Origin of the sequence: Bradyrhizobium sp. B124 (genome assembly GCF_038967635.1) — a bacterium.
GTDB lineage: Bacteria > Pseudomonadota > Alphaproteobacteria > Rhizobiales > Xanthobacteraceae > Bradyrhizobium.
This window is the reverse complement of record NZ_CP152413.1, coordinates 4,558,363-4,581,368: the sequence shown is the minus strand read 5'-3', so window position 1 is coordinate 4,581,368 and position 23,006 is coordinate 4,558,363. Positions and strand designations below refer to the sequence as shown.

General features: G+C 66.0%; 20 protein-coding genes and 1 pseudogene. 11 read left to right on the top strand and 10 right to left on the bottom strand.

The features are described from left to right. Positions 1-98: 98 nt before the first annotated feature. Both AAFG13_RS21960 and AAFG13_RS21955 read right to left on the bottom strand, forming a co-directional pair. On the bottom strand, positions 99-1,010 hold the full coding sequence (locus tag AAFG13_RS21960) for an NAD(P)-dependent oxidoreductase (protein ID WP_342713311.1): 912 nt from the start codon (positions 1,008-1,010) through the stop codon (positions 99-101). 98 nt (positions 1,011-1,108) lie between these two features. Beyond that, positions 1,109-1,492 (bottom strand): carboxymuconolactone decarboxylase family protein, encoded by a 384-nt coding sequence (locus AAFG13_RS21955; protein WP_342713310.1) that lies wholly within the window; start codon positions 1,490-1,492, stop codon positions 1,109-1,111. Positions 1,493-1,735: 243 nt separating this feature from the next. Between AAFG13_RS21955 and AAFG13_RS21950 the strand changes: the two genes are divergently transcribed. Then, the gene (locus AAFG13_RS21950) at positions 1,736-4,294 is read left to right on the top strand and encodes a TIGR02302 family protein (protein WP_342713372.1); all 2,559 of its coding nucleotides are present in this window, start codon (positions 1,736-1,738) and stop codon (positions 4,292-4,294) included. 161 nt (positions 4,295-4,455) lie between these two features. Here the strand turns inward: AAFG13_RS21950 and AAFG13_RS21945 are convergent, their stop codons facing one another. Continuing rightward, positions 4,456-4,833 carry a response regulator gene (locus AAFG13_RS21945; RefSeq protein ID WP_342713309.1) on the bottom strand — a complete coding sequence of 126 codons (378 nt, stop codon included), beginning with the start codon at positions 4,831-4,833 and terminating at the stop codon, positions 4,456-4,458. A 38-nt stretch (positions 4,834-4,871) separates the two neighbouring features. Further along, complete coding sequence (locus AAFG13_RS21940) at positions 4,872-5,735, bottom strand: MJ0042-type zinc finger domain-containing protein (protein WP_212318248.1); 864 nt, start codon at positions 5,733-5,735, stop codon at positions 4,872-4,874. 276 nt (positions 5,736-6,011) lie between these two features. On the opposite strand from AAFG13_RS21940, the gene ftsE reads away from it, so the two are divergent. From ftsE to AAFG13_RS21920, 4 genes are all read left to right on the top strand, one after another. Then, the gene (gene ftsE / locus AAFG13_RS21935; protein WP_021079468.1) at positions 6,012-6,671 is read left to right on the top strand and encodes a cell division ATP-binding protein FtsE; all 660 of its coding nucleotides are present in this window, start codon (positions 6,012-6,014) and stop codon (positions 6,669-6,671) included. Further along, a complete protein-coding gene (locus AAFG13_RS21930; RefSeq protein ID WP_212318246.1) occupies positions 6,664-7,635 on the top strand; it encodes an ABC transporter permease in 972 nt (323 codons plus the stop codon). Before ftsE ends, AAFG13_RS21930 begins: the two co-directional genes overlap by 8 nt. A gap of 158 nt (positions 7,636-7,793) precedes the next feature. Beyond that, a complete protein-coding gene (locus tag AAFG13_RS21925; RefSeq protein WP_212318244.1) occupies positions 7,794-8,510 on the top strand; it encodes a YdcF family protein in 717 nt (238 codons plus the stop codon). 88 nt (positions 8,511-8,598) lie between these two features. Further along, a complete protein-coding gene (locus AAFG13_RS21920; RefSeq protein ID WP_342713308.1) occupies positions 8,599-9,360 on the top strand; it encodes a lysophospholipid acyltransferase family protein in 762 nt (253 codons plus the stop codon). Between the two features lie 46 nt (positions 9,361-9,406). On the opposite strand, the gene AAFG13_RS21915 is transcribed toward AAFG13_RS21920, so the two are convergent. From AAFG13_RS21915 to AAFG13_RS21905, 3 genes are all read right to left on the bottom strand, one after another. Further along, positions 9,407-10,792 carry a sensor histidine kinase gene (locus AAFG13_RS21915; RefSeq protein ID WP_249132577.1) on the bottom strand — a complete coding sequence of 462 codons (1,386 nt, stop codon included), beginning with the start codon at positions 10,790-10,792 and terminating at the stop codon, positions 9,407-9,409. Positions 10,793-10,794: 2 nt separating this feature from the next. Further along, complete coding sequence (locus tag AAFG13_RS21910) at positions 10,795-11,457, bottom strand: response regulator transcription factor (protein WP_212318238.1); 663 nt, start codon at positions 11,455-11,457, stop codon at positions 10,795-10,797. A gap of 137 nt (positions 11,458-11,594) precedes the next feature. Then, positions 11,595-11,963, bottom strand: a complete 369-nt coding sequence (locus AAFG13_RS21905; protein ID WP_342713307.1) for a hypothetical protein — start codon at positions 11,961-11,963, stop codon at positions 11,595-11,597. A 266-nt stretch (positions 11,964-12,229) separates the two neighbouring features. Between AAFG13_RS21905 and AAFG13_RS21900 the strand changes: the two genes are divergently transcribed. From AAFG13_RS21900 to AAFG13_RS21880, 5 genes are all read left to right on the top strand, one after another. After that, on the top strand, positions 12,230-12,679 hold the full coding sequence (locus tag AAFG13_RS21900) for a hypothetical protein (RefSeq protein ID WP_342713306.1): 450 nt from the start codon (positions 12,230-12,232) through the stop codon (positions 12,677-12,679). Between the two features lie 125 nt (positions 12,680-12,804). Further along, the gene (locus AAFG13_RS21895; protein WP_342713305.1) at positions 12,805-13,911 is read left to right on the top strand and encodes a metallophosphoesterase; all 1,107 of its coding nucleotides are present in this window, start codon (positions 12,805-12,807) and stop codon (positions 13,909-13,911) included. A 2-nt stretch (positions 13,912-13,913) separates the two neighbouring features. Next, the gene (locus AAFG13_RS21890; RefSeq protein WP_212318415.1) at positions 13,914-14,369 is read left to right on the top strand and encodes a DMT family transporter; all 456 of its coding nucleotides are present in this window, start codon (positions 13,914-13,916) and stop codon (positions 14,367-14,369) included. Between the two features lie 12 nt (positions 14,370-14,381). Further along, positions 14,382-15,650: an MFS transporter gene (locus AAFG13_RS21885; protein WP_342713304.1), complete on the top strand. Its 1,269-nt coding sequence runs from the start codon at positions 14,382-14,384 to the stop codon at positions 15,648-15,650. Further along, entirely contained in the window at positions 15,650-16,909 is a 1,260-nt protein-coding gene (locus tag AAFG13_RS21880) for an arsenic transporter (RefSeq protein WP_342713303.1), read from the top strand. The genes AAFG13_RS21885 and AAFG13_RS21880 overlap by 1 nt, the downstream gene beginning before the upstream one ends. Positions 16,910-16,982: 73 nt before the next feature. Here AAFG13_RS21880 and AAFG13_RS21875 read toward each other — a convergent pair whose 3' ends face one another. Together AAFG13_RS21875 and AAFG13_RS21870 are read right to left on the bottom strand one after the other, a co-directional pair. Continuing rightward, positions 16,983-18,464, bottom strand: a complete 1,482-nt coding sequence (locus AAFG13_RS21875) for an aldehyde dehydrogenase (RefSeq protein WP_212318230.1) — start codon at positions 18,462-18,464, stop codon at positions 16,983-16,985. Positions 18,465-18,573: 109 nt separating this feature from the next. After that, positions 18,574-18,687: pseudogene (locus AAFG13_RS21870) on the bottom strand (TlpA family protein disulfide reductase); the annotation flags it as partial. Positions 18,688-19,029: 342 nt separating this feature from the next. Here AAFG13_RS21870 and AAFG13_RS21865 point away from each other — a divergent pair. Continuing rightward, positions 19,030-19,434 carry a carboxymuconolactone decarboxylase family protein gene (locus AAFG13_RS21865; protein ID WP_342713302.1) on the top strand — a complete coding sequence of 135 codons (405 nt, stop codon included), beginning with the start codon at positions 19,030-19,032 and terminating at the stop codon, positions 19,432-19,434. Between the two features lie 147 nt (positions 19,435-19,581). Here the strand turns inward: AAFG13_RS21865 and AAFG13_RS21860 are convergent, their stop codons facing one another. Further along, positions 19,582-22,875: an efflux RND transporter permease subunit gene (locus AAFG13_RS21860; protein WP_212318224.1), complete on the bottom strand. Its 3,294-nt coding sequence runs from the start codon at positions 22,873-22,875 to the stop codon at positions 19,582-19,584. Between the last annotated feature and the right edge of the window lie 131 nt (positions 22,876-23,006).

The window sequence follows — 23,006 nt, the reverse complement described above, 5'->3', positions numbered from 1 at the left end:
CTGGGGCCACAGCCCCTTAAACCACAAACGCCTGTGGTTATGGGTCCCGGGTCGCGCTTCGCTTGCCCGGGACGACAGCGTTATTTTGTCGACGGCGCTTACTTCGCGGCGTGACTGCCGCCCTTAGCACCACCCACGATCACGCCCGCGGCCTTCTCGATCGGCTTGATCGCCGCGGTGAAGTCCGACTCCGGTCCCTCGTCGCGGATGATGACTTCCCAGAGCCGACCAACCGCCTCGGCGACTTCCATCGACAACCCGAGCGAGCGCATCTCCTCGACCGCGAGCCGCACGTCCTTCACCATCAGGCCGGTGGCGAAGCCGAAGTCGAAGCTGCGCGGCAGCACCGAACGCGGAAACTTGTCGCGGCTCGCGGTGTTCAGCCCCGAGCCCGCATTGATAACGTCGATCATCACCGCCGGATCGAGCCCGGACTTGACGCCCATCACGACAGCTTCCGAGGTCGCGACCATCGCGGTCGCCGACAGGAAGTTGTTGGCGAGCTTCATGGTCTGGCCGGAGCCCGGCTTGGTGCCGATGAAGAACACCTTGCCGATGACGTCGAGCGCGGATTTCACCAGCTCGAAATCGGCGCGCGGGCCCGACACCATCACCGCCAGCGTGCCCTTCTCGGCGCCGGAGACGCCGCCGGAGACCGGGCTGTCGATCTGCACGATGTTCTTCTTGGCTAGCAGGTCGTGGATCTTCACCGCCATCTGCGAGCCGACGGTGGAGAGATCGATGAAGCGCTTGACGCGCTTGCCCTCGATCACGCCGCCTGCGCCGGTCGCGACCTCGAGCGAGGCCTGCAGCGAGGGCAGGCTCGCCATCACGGTCTCGACGCGGTCGGCGATGTCCTTCGGTGAGGTTGCCGTTGCGGCGCCGAGCGCAACCAGCCTGTCGAGTGCGTCCTTGCTCGTGTCGAACACGGTGAGCCTGTGGCCGGCCTCGATCAGCCGGCGCGCCATCGGGAAGCCCATCTTCCCGAGGCCGATGAATCCGATTTCCATGGGTCGTGTCCTCTATGTCGTTATGTGCCGGGCCGTGCGCCCCACATTCATCGTCGTCCTGGCTTTCGCCGGGACGACGATGCGGAGGCAGCCGCGCCTCACGCCTTGTTGTCGAGCTCGGCGAACACCTCGCGCGCGATGCGGAAGCTGTCGACGCCGGCGGGAATGCCGGCATAGATCGAGACCTGCATGAAGATCTCGCGGATCTCGTCGCGCGACACGCCGTTGGTCAGCGCGCCCTTGATGTGCGCCTTCAGCTCGTGCGGCCGGTTCAGGATCGAGATGATGGCGAGGTTGAGCATGCTGCGCGTCTTGCGCGGCAATTCCTCGCGGCCCCAGACCGCGCCCCAGCAATATTCCGTGACGAGTTCCTGGAACGGCTTGTTGAAGCTGTCCGAATTCTTCAGCGCATTGTTGACATAGGCCTCGCCGAGCACCGCCTTGCGGATTTCGAGCCCCTTGTCGTGTGTTTTTTGGTCCATGTCGTTTCCTCATGCGTAAGGCGTTGGTTCGGCCGGGACGTTACGGGGTCGAACCGCCGCAGTCACGCCTTCGTGTTATGCGTATTTCCCGGTGTGGGTTACGTCCCGGAACGGGTGCCTCAAAGCCGCCGCTGTGCTAGGCTGACCTGCCGGCTACCCCGGAGATTCTTATTGAGCGGAGCCAACATCGACCCGTCTGAGAACCCGTCACGCGCCGTCAACGACAGCGATGCGGACGCGCGGCTGAAGCTGACGCAACTGAAGCTGACCGAGGCTCTGCAGCGGGCGAAATTCGCGATTGCGTGGGAGCGGGCGTGGCCGCATCTGGCGCGGTTCCTGACGGTCGCCGGTCTGTTCCTGGTCGCGTCCTGGGCCGGGCTGTGGCTGCTGCTGCCGTTTGCCGCACGCGTGGCCGGCGCCGCCCTGTTCGGCATTGCCGCGCTCGCGGTGCTGGCGCCGCTGCTGCGCTTCCGCTGGCCGAGCCGCGAGGAGGGCCTGGGCCGGCTCGACCGCGGCGCCGGCGTCCGCCATCGCCCCGCGACCACGCTCTCCGACACGCTCACCAACAAGGATCCGTTCGCGCTGGCGCTGTGGCAGGCGCAGCGCGAGCGCACACTGGCCTCGATCAAGCGCATCCGCGCCGGCCTGCCGCGGCCGCGCGTCTCGCTGCACGACCCCTGGGCGCTGCGCGCGCTGGTCATCGTGATGCTGGTCGCGACCTATGTCGCCGCCGGTGACGAGCGTGGCCTGCGGGTCGCCTCCGCGTTCGACTGGAACGGCATCATGGCGCCGGCCAATGTCCGGGTCGACGCCTGGGTGACGCCGCCGAACTACACCGGCAAGCCGCCGATCATCCTGTCCAACGCCAACAAGGACGCCAACGCGGCCGACAGCACCCCGCTTGCGGTTCCGGCCGGCAGCACGCTTTTGGTGCGCTCCAGCGGCGGCACCATCGACGTCGTGGTCGGCGGCGGCGTCGCCGAGGTCGCGCCGGAGGGGCAGGCGCCGAAGGGCACCAATGAGCGGCATTTCAAGATTACCGGCGACGGCACCGCGCATGTCCGCGCCCCGGCCGGCCAGCCGCAGTGGAAGTTCACCGCGACGCCGGACCGTCCGCCGTCGATTGCGCTCGCCAAGGATCCGGAGCGGCAGGCGCGTGGCGCCCTGCAGATGTCCTACAGGCTCGAGGACGATTACGGCGTGACCGAAGCGCGCGCGCAGTTCGCGGCGCGGCCGGGCGATGCGCCCAAGGATGCGGCCAAGGATGCCGACGGCAAGGCCGCGCAGCCGCGTCCGCTGTTCGAGCCGCCGCAATTTCCGCTGGTGCTGCCGAATGCGCGCACCCGCAACGGCGTCGGCCAGACCGTCAAGGACCTCAGCGAGGACCCTTACGCCGGCGCCGATGTGACGCTGACGCTGACCGCGAAGGACGAGGCCGGCAATGAGGGCAAGAGCGAGCCCTTCAACATGCGGCTGCCGGAGCGGCTGTTCACCAAGCCGCTGGCGCGCGCGCTGATCGAGCAGCGCCGCATCCTGGCGCTCGATGCCAACCAGAACGGCCAGGTCTACGCCGCGCTCGACGCGCTGATGATCGCGCCGGAAATGTTCATGCCGGAAACCGGCTATTACCTCGGCCTCCACACCGTGAGCCGCCAGCTCGAGGCGGCGCGCACCGACGACCAACTGCGCGATGTCGTCGCCAGCCTGTGGGCGCTCGCCGTCACCATCGAGGACGGCAACATCAGTGATGTCGACAAGGCGCTGCGCGCGGCGCAGGACGCGCTGAAGCAGGCGCTGGAGCGCGGTGCGAGCGACGAGGAGATCAAGAAGCTCACCGACAATCTGCGTGCGGCGCTGGACAATTTCCTGCGCCAGATGGTCGAGCAGTTCCGCAACAATCCGCAGCAGCTCGCGCGCCCGCTCGATCCCAATGCCAAGGTCCTGAGCCAGCAGGATCTCAAGAACATGCTCGATCGCATGGAGCGGCTGTCGCGCTCCGGCGACAAGGATGCGGCGCGGCAGTTGCTGGAACAGATGCAGCAGATGCTAGAAAACCTGCAGATGGCGCAGCCCAACCAGGGCGACGACGACATGCAGCAGTCGCTCAACGAGCTCGGCGACATGATCCGCAAGCAGCAGCAGTTGCGCGACAAGACCTTCAAGCAGGGCCAGGATTCCCGCCGCGACCGCATGCGCGGCAAGCAGGGCGATCAGTCGATGGGCGACCTGCAGCAGGATCAGCAGGCGCTGCGCGACCGGCTGAAGAAGCTGCAGGAGGAGCTCGCCAAGCGCGGCATGGGTCCGGAGCAGCGCGGCCAGAAGGGCCAGAAGGGGCAAGGCCAGAAGGGCGATCAGGCGCAGCAGGGCGACCAGGGCGGCGACCAGGGTGATGACGACGGCGACGGGCTCGACCAGGCCGATTCCGCGATGGGCGATGCCTCCGGACGGCTCGGCGAGGGCAATGCCGACGGTGCGGTGGATTCGCAAGGCCGCGCGCTGGATGCGTTGCGCAAGGGCGCGCAGAGCCTTGCCGACGCGATGCAGCAGGGCGACGGCGACCAGCCCGGCGATGGCCCCGGCAACCGTGCCGGCCGCCAGCAGAGCGGCGGCAACCAGACCGACCCGCTCGGCCGGCCGCTGCACGGCCGCGAATTCGGCGACGACTACACGGTGAAGATCCCCGGCGAGATCGACGTCCAGCGCGTCCGCCGCATCCTCGAAGAGCTGCGCCGCCGCCTCGCCGATCCGTCACGCCCGCAGCTCGAGCTCGACTACATCGAGCGGCTGCTGAAGGATTATTGAGCCCGCCATTCCCCTCCGCTGTCATCGCCCGGCTCGACCGGGCGACCCGGTATTCCAGAGGCGCCAGCGATGGAATCGAGAGGCCGCGGCGTACTGGATGCCCCGCTTTCGCGGGGCATGACACGGAATGTGAGGCGAGTTGCTCCGCCCCGCAATGACGGCTAGCTCGTCTTCCTTGCCGCCAGCGCATCCGCCACGGCAGTGCGGATATCCGCCACCGAGAACGGCTTGGTCACCACGTCGTGCACGATCGCCTCGAGGCCGGAGGCGCGCTCGCGCTGGTGAGCGAAGCCGGTCATCAGCAGGATCTTCAATGCGGGAAAGTCGCGGGCCGCGGTCAGCGCCAGCGCGATGCCGTCCATCACAGGCATCTGGATGTCGGTGAGCAGGAGGTCGAACGCGCCTTCGTCGCGCGTCAGCATCTCCAGCGCCTCGGCGCCGTCCTGCGCGGTCACGGTCTCGTGGCCGTCCATGGCGATGGCGCGCGCCACCAGGGAGCGCATCGAGTCTTCGTCGTCGGCGATCAGAACACGCGTCATGGTGATTGGTCGGTTTCCGAAAGTGGTGGCCGCTAGCCTCAGGCGCGGCCGCCGGTGAGATCATGCTTGTTGAAGAAGCGTACGTCGATATTGCGGCCTTCGGGCGGCGGCGAGGCGAGGCGCGACTTGAAGAAGGCGCGTTCGCCGGGATTGAGCACCGGCTGCTCCAGCACCGCGTTCCAGGCATAGATTTCGGCGCCCTGCGCGTCGCGGACCGAGAAGCGCAGCCGCGGCAGTTCGACCGGCTTCCTGGTCTGGCCGACGATCATGCCCTCGATCACCAGCACCGGCTTGCCGTCCACGGTCTCGTTGGTGATCTTGAGGTCCTTGAAGGCGAGGCCGCGCAAATTCACGTCGAGCCCGACCATCTTGTAGAACAGCGCCGTCTGCGGCAGCAGCCGCACCACGTCGTTGCGCCAGACGAACAGCGCAATGATCAGCGCGCCCATCGCGGCGCAGGTGGTCGGCAGGGCGCCGATCACGGGCATGAAGGGAATCCGGGGCAGCGAGGGCAGCCGGAACAGGCGGGGCAGCCGCGGCAGGCGGAAGCGGCGCTTTCCGGCGGCGTCCTGGGTACCGGCATGGGCGGCGGCATCCGCCTCGGCCACCGCCGGCCATTCCGTGGCGGCGTCCCCGTCGGCGGGCAAATCGGCCGAAATCGAGGGGCTGTCGACCATCGGGGTCGTGTCAGCCTCCTCGCGGCCCATCGCGTCCCATTCGGCGGCGAGATTGGAGCCCGCGGCCTCGTAGGCCAAACTGGGTGCGGTCGCCCCGATCGCGTCCTCCGGCCGGGCCAGCCAGACCTCGCGGCAGCGGGAACAACGGACCGTGCGTCCGGCCTCGCCGAGGGTGGCCGGATTGATGGCGTAAGATGTTGTACAATGCGGGCAAACGATATGCATATGGAGCCGAATCTCCACCGTGTGGTATGCCCGGATGGTACCGAGCGACCGTTAACGAATCGGAAACCATAATCGACGCACAAGCTTTCTGTGCGGTTCGCGGCCGCTCGGCGGGTGTTCGGGCCGCGAAAGCGTTTTCGAGCGAAGTGGGTACCGGTTCGCGTGAAGAAAACGCGTCCAAACAAGAATCCAGAGCCTCGTTCCGATTTCATCGGAACGGAAAAGGCTCTGGAGCTGGGTATTGGGCCACAGGCCCTCTCGAACGGAGCTAGCGCATTGGTTCGGTTCGAAAATGTCGGTCTGCGTTACGGGCTCGGCCCGGAGATTTTGCGCGACCTCTCCTTCATGATCCCGGCGCACTCGTTCCAGTTCCTCACCGGGCCGTCCGGCGCCGGCAAGACCTCGCTGCTGCGGCTGCTGTTCCTGTCGCTGCGGCCGACCCGCGGGCTGGTCAATTTGTTCGGCAAGGACGTCTCCCTGCTGAGCAAGGACCAGGTCGCCGACCTGCGCAAGCGGATCGGCATCGTGCTGCAGGATTTCCGCCTGCTCGACCATATGACGACCTACGAGAACGTCGCGCTGCCGTTCCGGGTGATGGGCCGCGAGGAATCGACCTATCGCCGCGAGGTGATCGACCTCCTGAAGTGGGTCGGCCTCGGCGAGCGCATGGATGCCTTGCCGCCGATCCTGTCGGGCGGCGAGAAGCAGCGCGCGGCGATCGCGCGCGCGGTGATCTCGCGGCCGCAATTGCTGTTGGCGGACGAGCCGACCGGCAGCGTCGACCCGACGCTCGGGCGCCGTCTGTTGCGGCTGTTCATCGAGCTCAACAAATCCGGCACCGCGGTTATCATCGCGACCCACGACATCACATTGATGGATCAATACGAGGCGCGGCGGCTGGTGCTGCATCAGGGACGGCTGCACATCTATGAGTAGGAGCGGCGACGAGAAAGTGTCGTTGGTCGATCTCGGGCGCGAGCGCCCGCAGGTCCCGGCCACCGCGCGCAACATGTCGCCGATCGTGCCGCGCGCCTCGATCTCGGGCCGCGCGCTGGTCGCGGTGGTCGCGATCATGACCTTCCTCGCCTCGCTGACGACCGGCACCGTGCTGCTGGTCAGCGCGTCGGCGGCCGAATGGCAGTCCGAAGTGTCGAGCGAGATCACCATCCAGGTGCGCCCCGCGCCGGGCCGCGATCTCGATCGCGATGCGCAGGCCGCCGTGGAGGCGATGCGGGCGCAGTCCGGCATTCTCGAGGTCCGTCCGTTCAGCAAGGAGGAATCCGCCAAGCTGCTGGAGCCCTGGCTCGGCAGCGGGCTTTCGATCGACGAGCTGCCGGTGCCGCGCGTGATCGTGGCGCGGGTGCAGCCCGGCACCACGCTCGATCTCGCCGCGTTGCGCGCGCGGGTGACGCAGGTGGCGCCGACCGCGAGCGTTGACGATCACCGCGCCTGGATCGAGCGCATGCGCTCGATGACCGGCGCCACGGTGTTTGCCGGCGTCGGCATCCTGATCCTAGTGATCATCGCCACCATCATCTCGGTGTCGTTCGCGACCCGCGGCGCGATGGCGTCCAACCGTCCGATCGTCGAGGTGCTGCATTTCGTCGGCGCCGGCGACAGCTTCATCGCCAACCGCTTCCTGCGGCATTTCCTCCGGCTCGGTCTCGAGGGCGGGCTGATCGGCGGCGGCGCGGCGATGCTGGCGTTCGGCTTCTCCGAGTCGATCGCCAACTGGTTCTCCGGCACGCCGGTGGGCGACCAGTTCGCGGCGCTGCTCGGCACGTTCTCGCTGCGTCCGTCGGGTTACCTCGTCCTGGCGTTGCAGGCGGTGCTGATCGCGGCGATCACCGCATGGGCGTCGCGGCGCACCCTGTTTGCCACGCTCGACGACATCGACTGACGGCCCGCGGCGTCGCAATCATGGGGCCGGTTTCGTGATCGCGGTCGTCGCCAGAGTGTGATTTCGCCCGCATCCGCACGGCCCTGGCCGGGCAAAACCGGTTTCCACTTTTCCGGATCATGCTCTAAAATCGGCGGGGGGAAGGATATCAGCATCACATGAGTTTGCAGCCCGACGATACGTCGCCGAAAGGCCATGCCGCGCAGGCGCGCGGCTGGCTGCGCGTCGTCATCGTCGTGCCGCTGGCGCTTGCCTTCGTTGCCGCCGCGGTCGGTTTCATCGGCTTCCTGTCGCAATTGCGCGGTGTCGAGACCGATCCGCCGCACAATGCCGACGGCATCGTGGTGCTGACCGGCGGCTCGTCGCGGGTGTCCGACGCCATGGAGCTGTTGGCGGCGGGCTACGGCAAGCGCCTGCTGATTTCCGGCGTGCATCCGACCAACGACGCCAATGACATTTCGCGCTCGGTTCCGGACAGCCAGGGGCTGATGCGGTGCTGCGTCGATCTCGACCGCTCGGCGGTGAACACCCGCAGCAATGCGGCGGAGACGCGGCGCTGGGCGCACGAGCGCGGCTTCAAGTCGCTGATCGTGGTGACGTCGAACTACCACATGCCGCGCGCGATCGTGGAACTGTCACATGCGATGCCCGATATCACGCTGATCCCGTTCGCGGTGGTCGGCGACAAATGGCGCGACGAGCCGTGGTGGACGAGTGGCGGAACGTTCCGCCTCTTGCTATCGGAATACGCCAAATATGTCGCCGCGGAGATGCGGGTGCGGCTGGCCGATATCGGCCTCGACCTGACCTCCGATCTCGCCGAGCCGGCAGCCGTGCCACGCCGCCCGGCGACGGCGCAGGCGAATAGGGACTAGGCATGATCCGGAAGAGTGCGGAGCGGTTTTCCTTCGCGACAAGCGCGGAACGCGTTTGCGCGGAGATCATGCTCAAACAAGGACTGAAATGATTTTCCTGCGCTCGCTGATCTTCAACGCGCTGTTCTACCTGGTGCTGGTGCTGCTCTGCATCGTCGCGCTGCCGGCGCTGCTGCTGCCGCGCGGCGCGATGATGGCGATCGAGGCCGCATGGGCCAACATCAGCCTGTTCCTGATGCGCGTGATCTGCAACATCCGGATCGAGTTCCGCGGCGTCGAGAAGATTCCAAAAGGCCCGCTGATCGTCGCCTCCAAGCACCAGTCGTTCTGGGAGACGTTCGCGCTGGTGCGCTTCTTCGAGCATCCGCTGTTCATCCTCAAGCGCGAGCTGATGATGATCCCGGTGTTCGGTTGGTACCTCAAGAAGGTCGGCATGATCTCCGTCGAGCGCGGCGGCGGCCCGCGCTCGCTGATCAAGACGCTGAAGCGTGCGGCGGCCGAGGTGAAGCTCGGCCGGCAGCTCGTGATCTTTCCGGAAGGCACCCGCACCGCGCCCGGCGCCGCGCCGAACTACAAGGCCGGCGTCGCGCAGATCTATGCCGAGAGCGGCGTGCCGTGCCTGCCGGTCGCGCTCAATTCCGGCCTGTTCTGGCCGCGCCGCACCTTCATGCGCTATCCCGGCACGCTGGTGGTCGAATTCCTCGATCCATTGCCGCCGGGCCTGCCGCGCGAGGAGTTCATGACCCGCCTGCGCGAGGCGATCGAAACCGCCACCACCCGCATCGTCGACGCCGGCCGCGCCGAGCAGGCGAAATTGTTCGGCGGCGTGCCGGGTTCGGCGAAGGGGTAGGGCGCGCGCTGCGACGCTCCGCGCCGGCGGGCATATCCGAGGTTGGTCAATCGATGCCGGCGGAAGGCAGGCGTATCGCGACCTGGAGCCCGCCGAGCGAGGACCGGTCCAGAGCGAGGGAGCCGGCATAAAGCTCGGCGAGCTCTCGCGTGATCGACAGCCCGAAGCCGAATCCGGGAGAGCTCTCGTCGAGCCGTCGGCCGGCCTGTGTCGCCGCCGACATCTGCTCCGGCGAAAGTCCCGGTCCGTCGTCCTCCACGACGATGACCGCGCTCCTGCCGTCCTCGCTCGATCTGACCAGAACCTTGCTTCGGCACCAGGAGAACGCATTCTCCAGAACGTTTCCGAGCATCTCGTCGATGTCCTGCTGCTCGCACGCCACCGACAGCCCGGGCGGAATGGTGTTGACGAAGGTTGTCGACTTATCGGCGTTCACCTTGCCGAGGACCAGGGCAAGATCGGCGACGCGTGATGCGACCGCCGTTCTGGTGCGGACCGGACCGCCGAGTGCGGCCGACCGGGCGCGCCCCAGATGATGGCGGATGCGGCGGTCCATCAGCACGACGAGATCGTGAAGATCATCGGACCCCGGCGTCTGCTTCTGCAGCGCAATGGCCAGCGTAGCGAGAGGCGTCTTCAGGCCGTGCGCCAGATTGGAGACGTGCTTGCGCGCCCGATCGAGGTTTGCGGCATTTTGGACCAGCAGCGCATTGAGTTCGGTCGCCAGCGGCTGTACCTCGCTCGGCTGAGCATCCGGCACACGTTCGCGAAGCCCTGATCGTACGTCGGCGACCGCGCGACGAAGTCGCTCGAGCGGTCGCAGTCCGAGGCGAACCTGGATCAGCATGGCGCCGATCAACGCGATGCCGAGCACCGCAAGCGACAGCGCCAATGTGCGCATCGCTTCCCACAATGGTCCGAGCACCGCATCCCTGGGCGCGGACGCGACGATCGTAGCCGGAACGCCGGATGCGGACACGTTCAGGATGCGGAAGTGGAGCCTGCGGTCGTCCGGACCCACGCCATCGGCCGGAGCCGGGCGGCTTCGTGAAGGCGGATCGTCGGCCCGACGAGGCGGGGGCGGAGGCGGCGGGGGCCTGTCACGGATGTCGGGAGGCGACAGGTCCGCGCCATCGAGTGACCGGGACCGCAGCACGTTTTTTGGTCCGGAGATCTTCCAGTACCAGCCGTGTCGGCGCCGATCGAAAGGCGGGCCGTCGGCGGATCCTGCCAGGCGCAGATTGTCGCTACCATCGACGTCGAGCATCGAAGACAGAAACTGGATCTGGGCATCGAGCCTCTGATCGATCTGCCCTTGCACGAAACGATGCAGAACGAACGAGATCAGGACCGCGGCCACGACGAGCGCGGCGGTGATGAATATGCCGGCCCCGATCATGAGGCGTCGGCCGAGCGACGTGCTCTGGCTCATCATCAAGATCCCGAGTTGAGCTTGTAGCCGCGGCCTCTTTCGGTCTCGATCAGCGTCTTCCCGACCTTGCGGCGCAGTCTGGCGACGATCACTTCGATCGAATTCGAGTCCGTCCCGATATCCCCTTCGTAGACCTTCTCCGTCAACAGGCCGCGCTCGACCACGGTATCCTTGCGCAGGACAAGGCACTCCAGAACGCGCCATTCCAGCGCAGTCAGCTTCAACGGAAGGCCGTTGAACTCGAACACCCCGGTCTGTGTTTCGAACGTCAGAGGGCCGCAGGAGATGCGCGGCGCGGCATGCCCGGAGGCACGACGGACCAGCGCACGAAGGCGCATGACCAATTCCTCGGTCCGAAACGGCTTCGTCAGATAGTCGTCGGCTCCTGCCTTGAAGCCCTCGACCTTTTCAGTCCAGCCGTCGCGCGCGGTCAGGATCAGCACCGGCAAATGCCGGTCGTGCTTTCGCCATCGACGTAGCACCTCGACCCCGGGCACCCTGGGCAATCCCAGATCGAGCACCGCGACGTCGTAGGATTCCGTCTCGCCGAGATGCTGTCCGTCCTCGCCGTTCGCCGCCACATCGACCGCGAAGTTTTCCTCACGCAAGGCGCGGGCAATCTCTTGCGCGAGCAGGCGATCATCTTCCACCAGAAGGATTTTCATGCCGCTTCCACCTCGGACGGGACCTATGCCCGGGAGCTTAACCCAACCTGAACGAAACGGTTCAGGCTGGATTGGGGGCGGTGTCCTAGGCTTCGGTCATCGCAATCGAAAGGGACCACCCGATGACCGAGAGCCATTCACATCCAGATGCCGCCCCATCGCCCCCGGCGCGCCGACAGCCGCGGCATCGAGCCCTGCTGGCAGGTGCAGCACTCGCCGTACTCGCCGTCGGTGCTGCCGGCGGCGCGGGTGGGGTGAGACTCGCCCAGAATTGGCAACCGCGCAGCGTCATGCTGCTGCAGCCGACCGCCATCAATGCGCTGCAGCCTGGAAGTCCATCCGCGGTGCGCGGCAGCGTCGCCGAGATTTTCGGCAACAAGTTCATCATCGACGACGGCAGCGGTCGGGCGCTGGTCGACCTCGGACCGCGCGGAGAACGTGCCGGCTTGGCGACCAAAGGCGAGACCGTGACGGTCGAGGGCATATTCGAGCGCGGGATCGTCCACGCCCAGATCGTTTCGCATGCCGACGGCAGGGCGGAAGCCTTCGGTCCCCCGCCGCATCCGCCTCGAGGGGCGCCACCTCCGCCGCCGCGGGCGGACGCGCCGCCGCCACCGCCTCCTGGAGCGCCGCCGCCGCGCGCGGATGCACCACCGCCACCGCCGCCTGGGGCTCCTCCGCCCCCGCGGGCCGATGTACCGCCCCCGCCGCCACCTCCGGGGCCCAAAGCGCTGTGAACGAATGACGAATGAATGAAAATCAGGAGACCAGAATGTCCGAAGACCAGATCAAATTATCCGGGAAGATCGTGCACGTGTTCGCACACCGCTTCGTGGTTCAAACTGCGAATGGTGCAGTACTTGCCGATCTCACGCCGCACGGAGCGGACCTCGTCAAGCTTCGGATCGGAGCCGACGTCGAGCTGGAAGGCGAACAGAAGCCCTCCGAGCTCAAGGTGACGCGTTTCGCCTGCGGCCGTGAGAACGTGATGATCCAGCACAAGAGGAAGCCCGATCATGGTCATCACGAGCCTGCGGACCCCGCCGCGGCGATCGAGGCCGCGCGCGCGGCCGGGTTCGAGCCGGTCGGCGCGCCGCGTCGCAAGCCCAAGCACTTCGAAATCGAGGGCCGGCGAAACGGTGAGACCTACGAACTGCACGTTGAATTGGGCGGCCGGATTCGGAAGGCCAAGCTGGTCGGCAACGGACACGAGGCTGCCTGAGGCTTGGGGCTTCGCCCCGGCAGCGACCCGACGTCAGAAATGGCGGCCGGAGCCGGAACTCAACCGGCTCTGGCTCCATTGAGGAGCCGGCAAGCGGACGGATCAATCACACATTGGGAGATGTTGTGTCCAATTTACGCGAAGAGATTCCGTTGCGGTTCGTGCAGATGGGCGACCTGCATCTGACCGAGCAGCGATTGCAAAACCATCAGGACTTCATCCGCATCGTGCGCGAACTCAACCGGAGCGTCGCTGGTGACGTCGATTTCGTTTATCTGCCTGGCGACAATGCCGACGACGGCACCGACGATCAGTTCGGCCTGGTGCGCGGTGGACTCGACGAACTCCGTCTTCCATGGCGCGCGATTCCGGGCGATCACGACTTCAAGCCGCGATCGCTTGACAGCTTCTATCGCGGACTTGGTGTCCCGCAACTGCCTTTTGCCGAGGAGATTCGAGGGCACCTATGTCTGTTCCTGGACGTCGTCTCGCAGGGCGCCGGCGGTCCGGATTTCAGGTTGGGCGCCGAACAGTTCGACTGGCTGAAGGATCGGCTTGCCGAAGCGCAGCGCGATGGGAAAGCCTGTGTCGTCTTCATGCACGCCTATCCGGCCGATCTCGGTGAAGAAGCCGAGCGACTGTCACAGCTGCTCGACCTGAGCTGTGCCCGTCTCGTCGCCATGGGCCACACGCATTATAACGAGATCGCTCACGACGGACGCACCATCTATGCCGCGACGCGATCGACGGGACAGATCGAAGAGGGACCCGTCGGCTTCAGCTTCGCCGCGCTCGACGGCGATGTCGTGAGCTGGCGCTTCAAGCCGCTCGATTCGCCCTGGCCCTTCGTCATGATCACGTCGCCCGCGGACCGGCGGCTCGATCTCCGTGAGGCCGAGGCCGCACCGACGCGTCTCATCCGTGCCTGCGCCTGGGGTGCTGCAACTGTTACGTCCGGCGCGTTTCGCGTCGACGACGGTCCGTGGAGTCCGATGTCTCCTGGCGATCGCGGCATCTTCACGGCACCGATCCTTGCCGGCCGTGGAATGTTCCGCCTCGAAGTGCGCGTGACAGACGAGAACGGCGCAACGGACAGCGACGTCATCGAATGCGACGCGAGCGGCGTTGGTCGCAGCTCCACGGGAAGTGATGCCGGCTCGATCGGCGCATGGCCGGAACGCCATCTCTTCGCAACGCAACTGGGGCCGAACCGTAACGGGCGGAAGTGGTGACGATGCAGAATCTCGGTGCCGTCTGGCTTTATCCGATCATCCTCGTCGCGGGCGCGCTGCAGGCCTGGGGTCCACCCATGAACAACGCCTTGCGCAACTCGATGGAGAACCCGTGGCTGTCGAGCATCGTCTCGTTCCTGCCGGTGGTCGCGTTCCTGTCTGTCATCTGGATGTGTCAGCCGCATCCGTTCCCGACCCGCGAAAGCATCGCGGCGATGCCCTGGTGGGCGCCCCTCGGCGGCCTCATCGGTGCGTTCGCCGTCGTGGCCGGTCTTCTCTTCGTCGGACAGGTCGGTGCAGGAACGTTCGGCGGCCTCACCATCACCGCGAACATCCTGATGTCTCTGCTCGTCGACAAATACGGCTGGTTCGGCATGACGGTTCACGCGCTCACGCCAGGCCGCGCGGCCGGCGCGGTTCTGATGATGGCCGGCATCTTCCTCATTTCGCGTTTCTGAGGAGCAGCGCCGGTGACCACACACAACGCAAAACGAGATGGCGCGCTGCGTCCGCTGCTCGCGCTGAACTTCTTCATGGCAGACATGCAGGCCGGCATCGGCCCGTTCCTGGGCGTGTTTCTGCTCGCGCATGGCTGGCAGAGCGGCTGGATCGGAACGGTGATGACGGCGGGCGGCATCGCCGGGATGCTGATGACGACGCCGGCAGGGGCCCTGATCGACGCCACGCGCAGCAAGAAGCTGTTCGTCATCATCCCCGGCATCTGCACCGTCATTGCGTCCGGCATCGTGCTGCTGTCGCAGGAGTTCTGGCTGGTGGCCGCCTCCCAGGTCGCGACCGCGATCGCGGGCGCCGCGATCGGCCCGGCCGTCGCCGGTATCACGCTGGGCATCGTCCGCCAGGCCGGCTTCAATCGGCAGAACGGCCGCAACCAGGCCTTCAACCACGCCGGTAACATGGTGGGCGCCGGGCTGTCCGGATTCGCCGGCTGGATGTACGGCTTCACGGCGGTGTTCTGGCTCGCCGCGGTCTTTGGCGTCCTCTCCATCATTTCCGTGCTGCTGATCCCGAGCGCGTCCATCGACGACGACGCAGCGCGCGGGCTCGAACACGAGGCCGGTGACAACAGGCCCGCCAGCGGGCTGCAGGTGCTGTTCGAGTCGAAGCCACTGCTGGTCCTCGCCGCAGCGCTGCTGTTCTTCCACCTCGGCAATGCCGCGATGCTTCCGCTCTACGGATTGGCCGTCGTTGCCGACAAGCAGGCCGACCCCGCGAGCTTTGTCGCCATGACCATCGTCATCGCCCAGGGCACCATGATCCTGACCTCGCTGGCTGCGATGCGGATGGCCGAAAAGGAAGGCTACTGGCTGGTCTTGCTGGTGTCGTTCATGGCTTTGCCGATCCGGGGTAGCATCGCGGCCTGGCTCTTGAACAGATGGGGTGTCTATCCGGTGCAGATTCTCGATGGGGTTGGGGCGGGCCTTCAAAGCGTCGCGGTGCCGGGCCTCGTCGCGCGGATCCTGGACGGCACCGGGCGGATCAACGCCGGTCAGGGCGCGGTCATGACGGTGCAGGGAATCGGCGCCTCGCTCAGTCCGGCGATCGGCGGCTGGATCGCGCAGGAGTTCGGCTACGGGCCGATGTTTCTCATCCTCGGCGGCTTCGCCGCGGTCTCGGTCGCGCTGTGGAGTGTCTTCGCTCCGTTGCTGAAACCCGCCTGTGCGACGAAGCCCGGGCGGGCATCAGGCGCGACGGCCTCACACGTCGCAGGTGTCGCCTGATGTTCGCCAACAATGCCGCGACCTGGGGCATCGCGGGTCTTGCGACCCTGGGCGTCATCGCCCGTCCGTGGAATCTGCCGGAATACATCTGGGCGGTGACCGGCGCCGTCTTGCTGATCGCCTTCGATCTGCTGCCATGGCGGGATGCCGTCGCAGCCGCAGGGAAAGGCACGGACGTCTATTTTTTTCTGATCGGCATGATGCTGCTGGCCGAGGTCGCACGGAAGGAGGGCCTGTTCGACTGGCTTGCCGAACAGGCCGTCAGGCAAGCGCACAATTCGGCGTCCCGGCTGTTCTCGATCGTCTACGCGGTCGGTACGCTGGTCACGATCTTCCTGTCGAACGACGCCACTGCGGTCGTGCTGACGCCCGCGGTCTATGCCGCGACCCGTACCGCGAAGGTCGAGCCGTTGCCGTATCTGTTCGTTTGCGCGTTCATCGCCAATGCTGCCAGCTTTGTGCTGCCGATCTCGAACCCGGCCAACCTCGTCCTGTTCGGCGCGCGGATGCCGACGCTGCCGGAGTGGCTGCACTACTTCCTGCTGCCGTCGATCGTGGCGATCGCAGTGACCTTCATCATGCTCCGGATCAGCTTGCGCAAGAGCCTGCTGGGCGACGTCGATGAGCGCGACGGAGAGCCGGCCATTCTGACGAGGAGCGCTGCGATCGTGGCGGCCGGCATCGGCGCGACAGCCGTGGTGCTGCTCGCCGCATCGGCTCTCGGTCTTGATCTCGGAATCCCGACCTTCGCCTGCGGTGCCGTAGTAACCGCGATCGTTCTCCTGCTCGGCCGCAAATCGCCGCTTTCTGTCGCCCGCGATATCTCCTGGTCGGTGCTGCCTCTCGTCGCCGGGTTGTTCATTCTGGCCGAAGGGCTCAACCGGACCGGCGTCCTGCCGGCGCTCGCCGAAGAGCTCAAGCGAACCGCCGCGCTGTCGCCGCACACAGCCGCATGGGGGGCCGGCATCATCACGGCGATCGCCTCGAACCTCATCAACAACCTGCCGATGGGGCTGATCGCGGCGACGACGACGCAAGCCGCACAGGTGTCGCATCACGTCACGGGCGCCGTCCTGATCGGCGTCGATCTCGGACCCAATCTGTCGGTCACGGGCTCGCTTGCGACCATCCTGTGGTTGATCGCGCTGCGCCGCGAAGGCGAACACGTCAGCGCGCTGCAGTTCTTCCGGCTGGGAATCCTTGTAACGCCTCCGGCCCTGATCTTGGCGTTACTGGCACTTTCGCTGGTTGCGCCGTGACGTGGGCAGTCTTGTGAGTCTGCGGGCTTGATGCGCCTCTCCCCACCGGGGAGAGGTGCATACCGGACCTTCTTCACCGCATCACGAACGGATTCGCCGGCACGTCCGTCGCGGTCGAGATCCAGACGCTCTTGGTCTCCTGATATTCGCGCACCGCGTCGATGCCGCTCTCGCGACCGACGCCGGAGAACTTCATGCCGCCGAACGGCATCATGTAGCTGATGGCGCGGTAGGTGTTGACCCACACGGTGCCGGCGCGGAGCTGCTTCGGCACGCGGATGGCGCGCGCCAGATCCTTGGTCCAGATGCCGGCGGCAAGGCCGTAGATCGTGTCGTTGGCGATGCGGATGGCGTCTTCCTCGGTGTCGAAGGAGATGATCGACAGCACCGGGCCGAACACCTCCTCGCGCGCGATCCGCATGGTGTTGTCGACGTCGGTGAAGATGGTCGGTTCGACGAACTGGCCGCCCTTGATGCCGTCGCCGGAGGCCGGCTTGCCGCCGAGCAGGCAGCGCGCGCCTTCGGCCTTCGCGATATCGATGTAGTCGAGCACCTTCTTGTACTGCGCCGGCGTCGTGATCGGGCCGACATTGGTGTCGGCTTGCATGGGATCGCCGATCTTGGCGGACTTCGCCAGCTCCAGCACGCGCGCGACGAACGTCTCCTTGATCGAGCTCTGCACCAGCAGGCGCGATCCGGCGATGCAGGTCTGGCCGGTGGCGGCGAAGATGCCGGAGATCGCGCCGGCCGCAGCCGCCGTCAGGTCGGCATCCTCGAATACGATGTTGGGGGACTTGCCGCCGAGCTCGAGCGAGACCCGCTTCAGGCTCTTGGCCGCGGTCTCATAGACCTTTGCGCCGGTGGCGTCCGATCCCGTGAAGGTGATTTTTGCGACGCCGGGGTGCGAGATCAATGCGGAGCCTGCCTCGGGCCCGAAGCCGGTCACCACGTTGAAGATACCGTCGGGAATTCCGGCCTCCTTGGTCAGCGCCGCGAACTCCAGCGTGCTGGCCGAGGTGAATTCCGAGGGCTTCACGACCACGGCGCAACCGGCGGCGAGCGCGGCGGCGCATTTCCAGGCGACGAACAGCAGCGGCGAATTCCAGGCGGTCAGCGCCGCGACGACGCCGACCGGCTCATGCGTCGTGTAGGCGAAGGTATCCGCCTTGTCGATCGGTACCAGGCCGCCCTCGAGCTTGTCGACGAGGCCGCCGAAATACCACCACCATTCCGGATGGTAGCGCAGCTGGCCCAGCATCTCGGCCATCAGCTTGCCGTTGTCGCGCACTTCGATCTCGGCGAGACGCTCCGCGTTGGCCGCGACGAGGTCGCCGAGCTTGCGCATCACCTTGCCGCGCGCGGACGCCGTCATCTTCGCCCACGGGCCGCGCCACATCGCCTCATTGGCGGCTTTCACTGCCTTGTCGGCATCGGCCGCCGAGCCGCGCGGAATTTTGGCCCAGGCCTCGCCGCGATAGGGATCGATGCTGTCGAACCATTCGCCATTGGCGGGGTCGACATACTGGCCGTCGATGTAGAGCTGATAGGTCTTCATGACATCCTCCCGCAAGGCGATGGGTCTGGTTGGCGAAACGCTATCACGCATTCCGCGACGCCGTCATAACGCAGCCGCGGGAATGGGTTGCAGGCAGTGTGGGCCGGCATCACCCGTGCGGTGCGGCCAGCTCGGCTGCGATGATGGCGCCGAGTGCCATGTCGCTCTGCTGCCCAAAGCCGTGATGCACGATGTTGCCGTCGCGGCCGATCAGGATGCTGGTCGCGTTCTGCGCGGAGAACACGCTCAGACAAGAAGCCAAAGCACGATGACGCTTCAACCTGATCTCATAAATCCGGGACGTCCGCCTTGGGAGGTAAGGCTGACAGGCGGTCGCCGAGATGTCCTCTTGTGACCTGCAAGAGACATTGGCGGCGCCCAATTGCTGCTGCGCAAAATAGACCATTGAGCATATTTCGCCGGTAGCATTTCCCTGCTGTAATCAAGGCAGCTGCAAGCCGCTGGTGTGGTCGAGCCACAGGGAGGCGATGCGGCGACTTTCATTGCAGGAGACCATGGTTGCGCGCCGATTATTTTGTCGGCGTCCCCTCAAGGGAGATCAGTCATGAGAACCTTACTAGCGAGTGCTGGTTTAGCGCTGTTGTTGGCCTTGGCAACGGGACCAGGCGTCAGCGCGCAGGAGGCCCCTGATTATTTCAAGCAGACACTTCCTGACCAGGCACTGAAGCAGCATTGGGACCTACAGCTGGCCTTGATGAATCCCAAGGGGGCTTTGGACGCGAAGACCAAGCAACTCATTGCCCTCGGTGTGGCAGCACAGATTCCCTGTGTCTATTGCGTTTACGGTCACACCAAATTGGCAAAAGCTGCTGGTGCGACCGATGCTCAGATAAAGGAGGCCATTGCAACCGCCGCGCTGGTCCGTTTCAACAGCACGATGCTACAAGGCGCGGGCTATGACCTGCAGAAATTCCAACAGGAAGTTGATAGACTGTCCGCACCGAAATAGCCTTGGTGCCAGTTTTGCTGCATCTGCTCACGACTGCTATTGGCCCTTGGCGGACATTCGCTCAGGCATCGCCGACGCTTGCTGTGCAAGGCTAACGCGGATCTCGCTGCTCTGCGCGCGCTTCGGATTTGTGAGCGCGCGCTCTGGTCAGGACGCGCGTGCCGTGGCCCGCCGTGCCCGTCGGGCGGCGCGGCGGCGCTGGACCCACAGCCTGGCGCGGTCGAGATAGAGATAGACCACCGGCGTGGTGTAGAGCGTCAGGATCTGGCTCAGGATCAGTCCGCCGAAGATCGCGATGCCGAGCGGCTGGCGCAGCTCGCTGCCTTCGCCGAGGCCGATCATCAGCGGCACCGCGCCGAACAGCGCGGCGAGCGTCGTCATCATGATCGGGCGGAAGCGCATCAGGCAGGCCTCGTAGATCGCATCGCGCGACGACAGCCCGCGCTGGCGCTCGGCGTCGAGCGCAAAGTCGATCATCATGATCGCGTTCTTCTTGACGATGCCGACCAGGAGGATCACCCCGATCATGCCGATGATGTCGAAATCGGTGTGCGACAGCATCAGCGCCGCCACCGCGCCGACGCCGGCCGAGGGCAGGGTGGAGAGGATGGTCAGCGGGTGGACGTAGCTCTCGTAGAGCATGCCTAGCGAGATGTAGATCGTCGCGAGTGCTGCGAGAATCAGAAACAGCTCGTTCGCCAGCGCCTGCTGGAAGATCTTTGCGGAGCCCGCGAACCCGCCGGAAATGCCCGCCGGCATGCCGAGCGTGTGCATCGCGTTCTCGATCGTGGTGGTCGCGGTGCTGAGCGAGACGCCCGGCGGCAAATTGAACGAGATGGTGCTGGCGACCAGCAAATCCTGGTGGTTGACCGCAAGCGGCGTCTCGCCGTGCTCGAAGCGGGCGACGCTCGACAGCGGGATCATCGTCTCCGCGCTGGTCGAGACCGCGGTTCCGGTCGAGGCGACGCCCTTGCCCGTGGCGCCGATCGAGTTGGTCGCCTGATTGCGCACCACATTGGCGGCGACCGAGCTGATCGAGCTCTTCTGCGACGACGAGGCCACCGTGCCGGCCACCGCATTGGTGCTCTGCGTGCCGGTCGCCGATCCGCCCGAGGTCGAGATATAGACCTCCTTCAGGGTCTGCGGGTCCTGCGAGAAGCGCGGCGCGACCTCCATGATCACGTGATACTGGTTGCGCGCGACGAAGATGGTCGAGACCTGGCGCTGCCCGAATGCGTCATAGAGCGTGTTGTCGAGCTGGCTGACCGTGATCCCGAGCCGCGAGGCGGCGTCGCGGTCGATGACCAGATTGGCTTGCAGCGCCTTGTTCTGCTGGTCGGTGTTGACGTCGGCGAGCGTCGGCTCCTTCTGCAGTGCGGCGACGAGCTTGGGCGTCCACTCGTTCAGCTCCTCGAAGGTCGAGCCCTTCAGCGTGTATTGATACGCCGCGTTGCCCGAGCGGCCGCCGGCGCCGAGATCGCCGATCGATTGCAGGAACAGGGTGGCGCCCGCCACCTTTGCCAAGGGATCGCGCAGCCGCTCGATCACCTTGTCGGCGCGCAGCTTGCGTTCGTTCATCGGCTTCAGCGAGGCGAACACGGTGCCGGTGTTGGTGCCGCCCGGACCCACGCCGCCGCCGCCGGTGAAGCCGACCGCGGTATCGACCGCCGGATCTGACTTCACGATGTCGATGAACTGCGTCAGCTTCTGCTGCATCAGCTGGAACGAGGTGCTCTGGTCGGCCTGGATCGAGCCGATCAACAGCCCGGTATCCTGTTGCGGAACGAAGCCCTTGGGCACCACCGTGTAGAGATGGACGTTCAGATAGAGCGTGCAGCCCAGGATCAGCATCACCAGCAGCGGATGGCGCAGCGCGAGGCCGAGCGTGGCACGGTAGCCGCTCAGCATCAGTTCGAAGGCGCGCTCGTTGATCCGGTAGATCCAGCCATGCGGCTGGCCTTCCTCCTTGCGCAGCAGCACCGCGCACATCATCGGCGTCGTCGTCAGCGAGACCACCAGCGAGATCACGATCGCGATGGTGATGGTCATGGCGAATTCGCGGAACAGGCGGCCGACCAGGCCGCCCATCAGCAGGATCGGCACGAACACCGCGATCAGCGACACGCTCATCGACAGCACGGTGAAGCCGACCTCGCGGGTGCCGACCAGCGTCGCCTCCAGCCGCGACATCCCGGCATCCAAGTGACGGGCGATGTTCTCCAGCACCACGATGGCGTCGTCGACCACGAAGCCGGTCGCCACCGTCAGCGCCATCAGCGAGAAGATGTCGAGCGTGTAGCCCAGCAAATACATCACGGCAAAGGTGGCGATCAGCGACACGCCGACCGCCACGACAGGCACCAGTGTCGCCCGCGCATTGCGCAGGAAGGCGAACACGACCAGGATCACCAGCGCGACGGCGATCAGGAGCGTGATCTCGACATCGTGCAGCGAGGCCCGGATCGTCTTCGAGCGGTCCATCGCCAGCGTGATGTCGATCGCGGGCGAAACCGAGGCCCTGAGCTGCGGCATCAGCCCTTTTACGCTATCGACCATCTTGATGATGTTGGCGCCCGATTGCCGGTACACGATCATCACGACGGCCGGCTTGCCATTGGAAAGGCCGAGCGTGCGTACATTCTCCACGGAATCGATGACGTCGCCGACATCGGTCAGGCGCACCGCCGCGCCGTTGCGGTAGGCGACGACGAGCGGCTTGTAGTCGGCGGCCTTCCGCGCCTGGTCGTTGGCGTAGATCTGGTAGCGCTGGTCGCCGACGTCGATGCCGCCCTTCGGGCTGTGCGCGTTGGCGCTCGACAGCGCTGCGCGGACGTCCTCGAGCCCGATGCCGTATTTGTAGAGCGCCGGCGGGATCAGCTCGACGCGCACCGCGGGCAGCGAGCCGCCGCCGACCGAGACTTCGCCGACGCCCTCGACCTGCGACAGCTTCTGGGCCAGCACGGTCGAGGCGGCGTCATAGAGCTCGGCCGGCGTCAGTGTGTCCGAGGTCAGGGTGTAGATCAGGATCGGCGCCGAGGCCGGGTTGAACTTGCGGTAGGTGGGGTTGGCGCGGAGGTTGGTCGGCAGGTCGGCGCGCGCGGCGTTGATCGCCGCCTGCACGTCGCGCGCGGCGCCGTTGATGTCACGGTCGATGTCGAATTGCAGCGTGACGCGGGCGGAGCCGAGCGAAGACGTCGACGTCATCTCGGTGACGCTGGCGATCTGGCCGAGGTGGCGCTCGAGCGGGCTCGCCACGGTGGACGCGACATCCGCCGGGCTGGCGCCGGGCAGGGTCGCCTGCACCATGATGGTCGGGATGTCGACGTCGGGCAGCGGCGACACCGGCAGCTTGAAGAACGCAATGATGCCCGCCACCACCAGTCCAAGAGACAGCAGCGTGGTGCCGACCGGCCGGCGGATGAATGGGGCGGAGAGGTTCATTGCATCAGTGTCGATGTTCGCGGATGAGCTTCTATCCGTCCGTGCCGCGATGCAAAAGCCTAAATGTCACAGGCCGCCGCCATACAGCCGCCGCGATTTGTCTAGCCGCAACAAATGCCGGACGGCGGTCG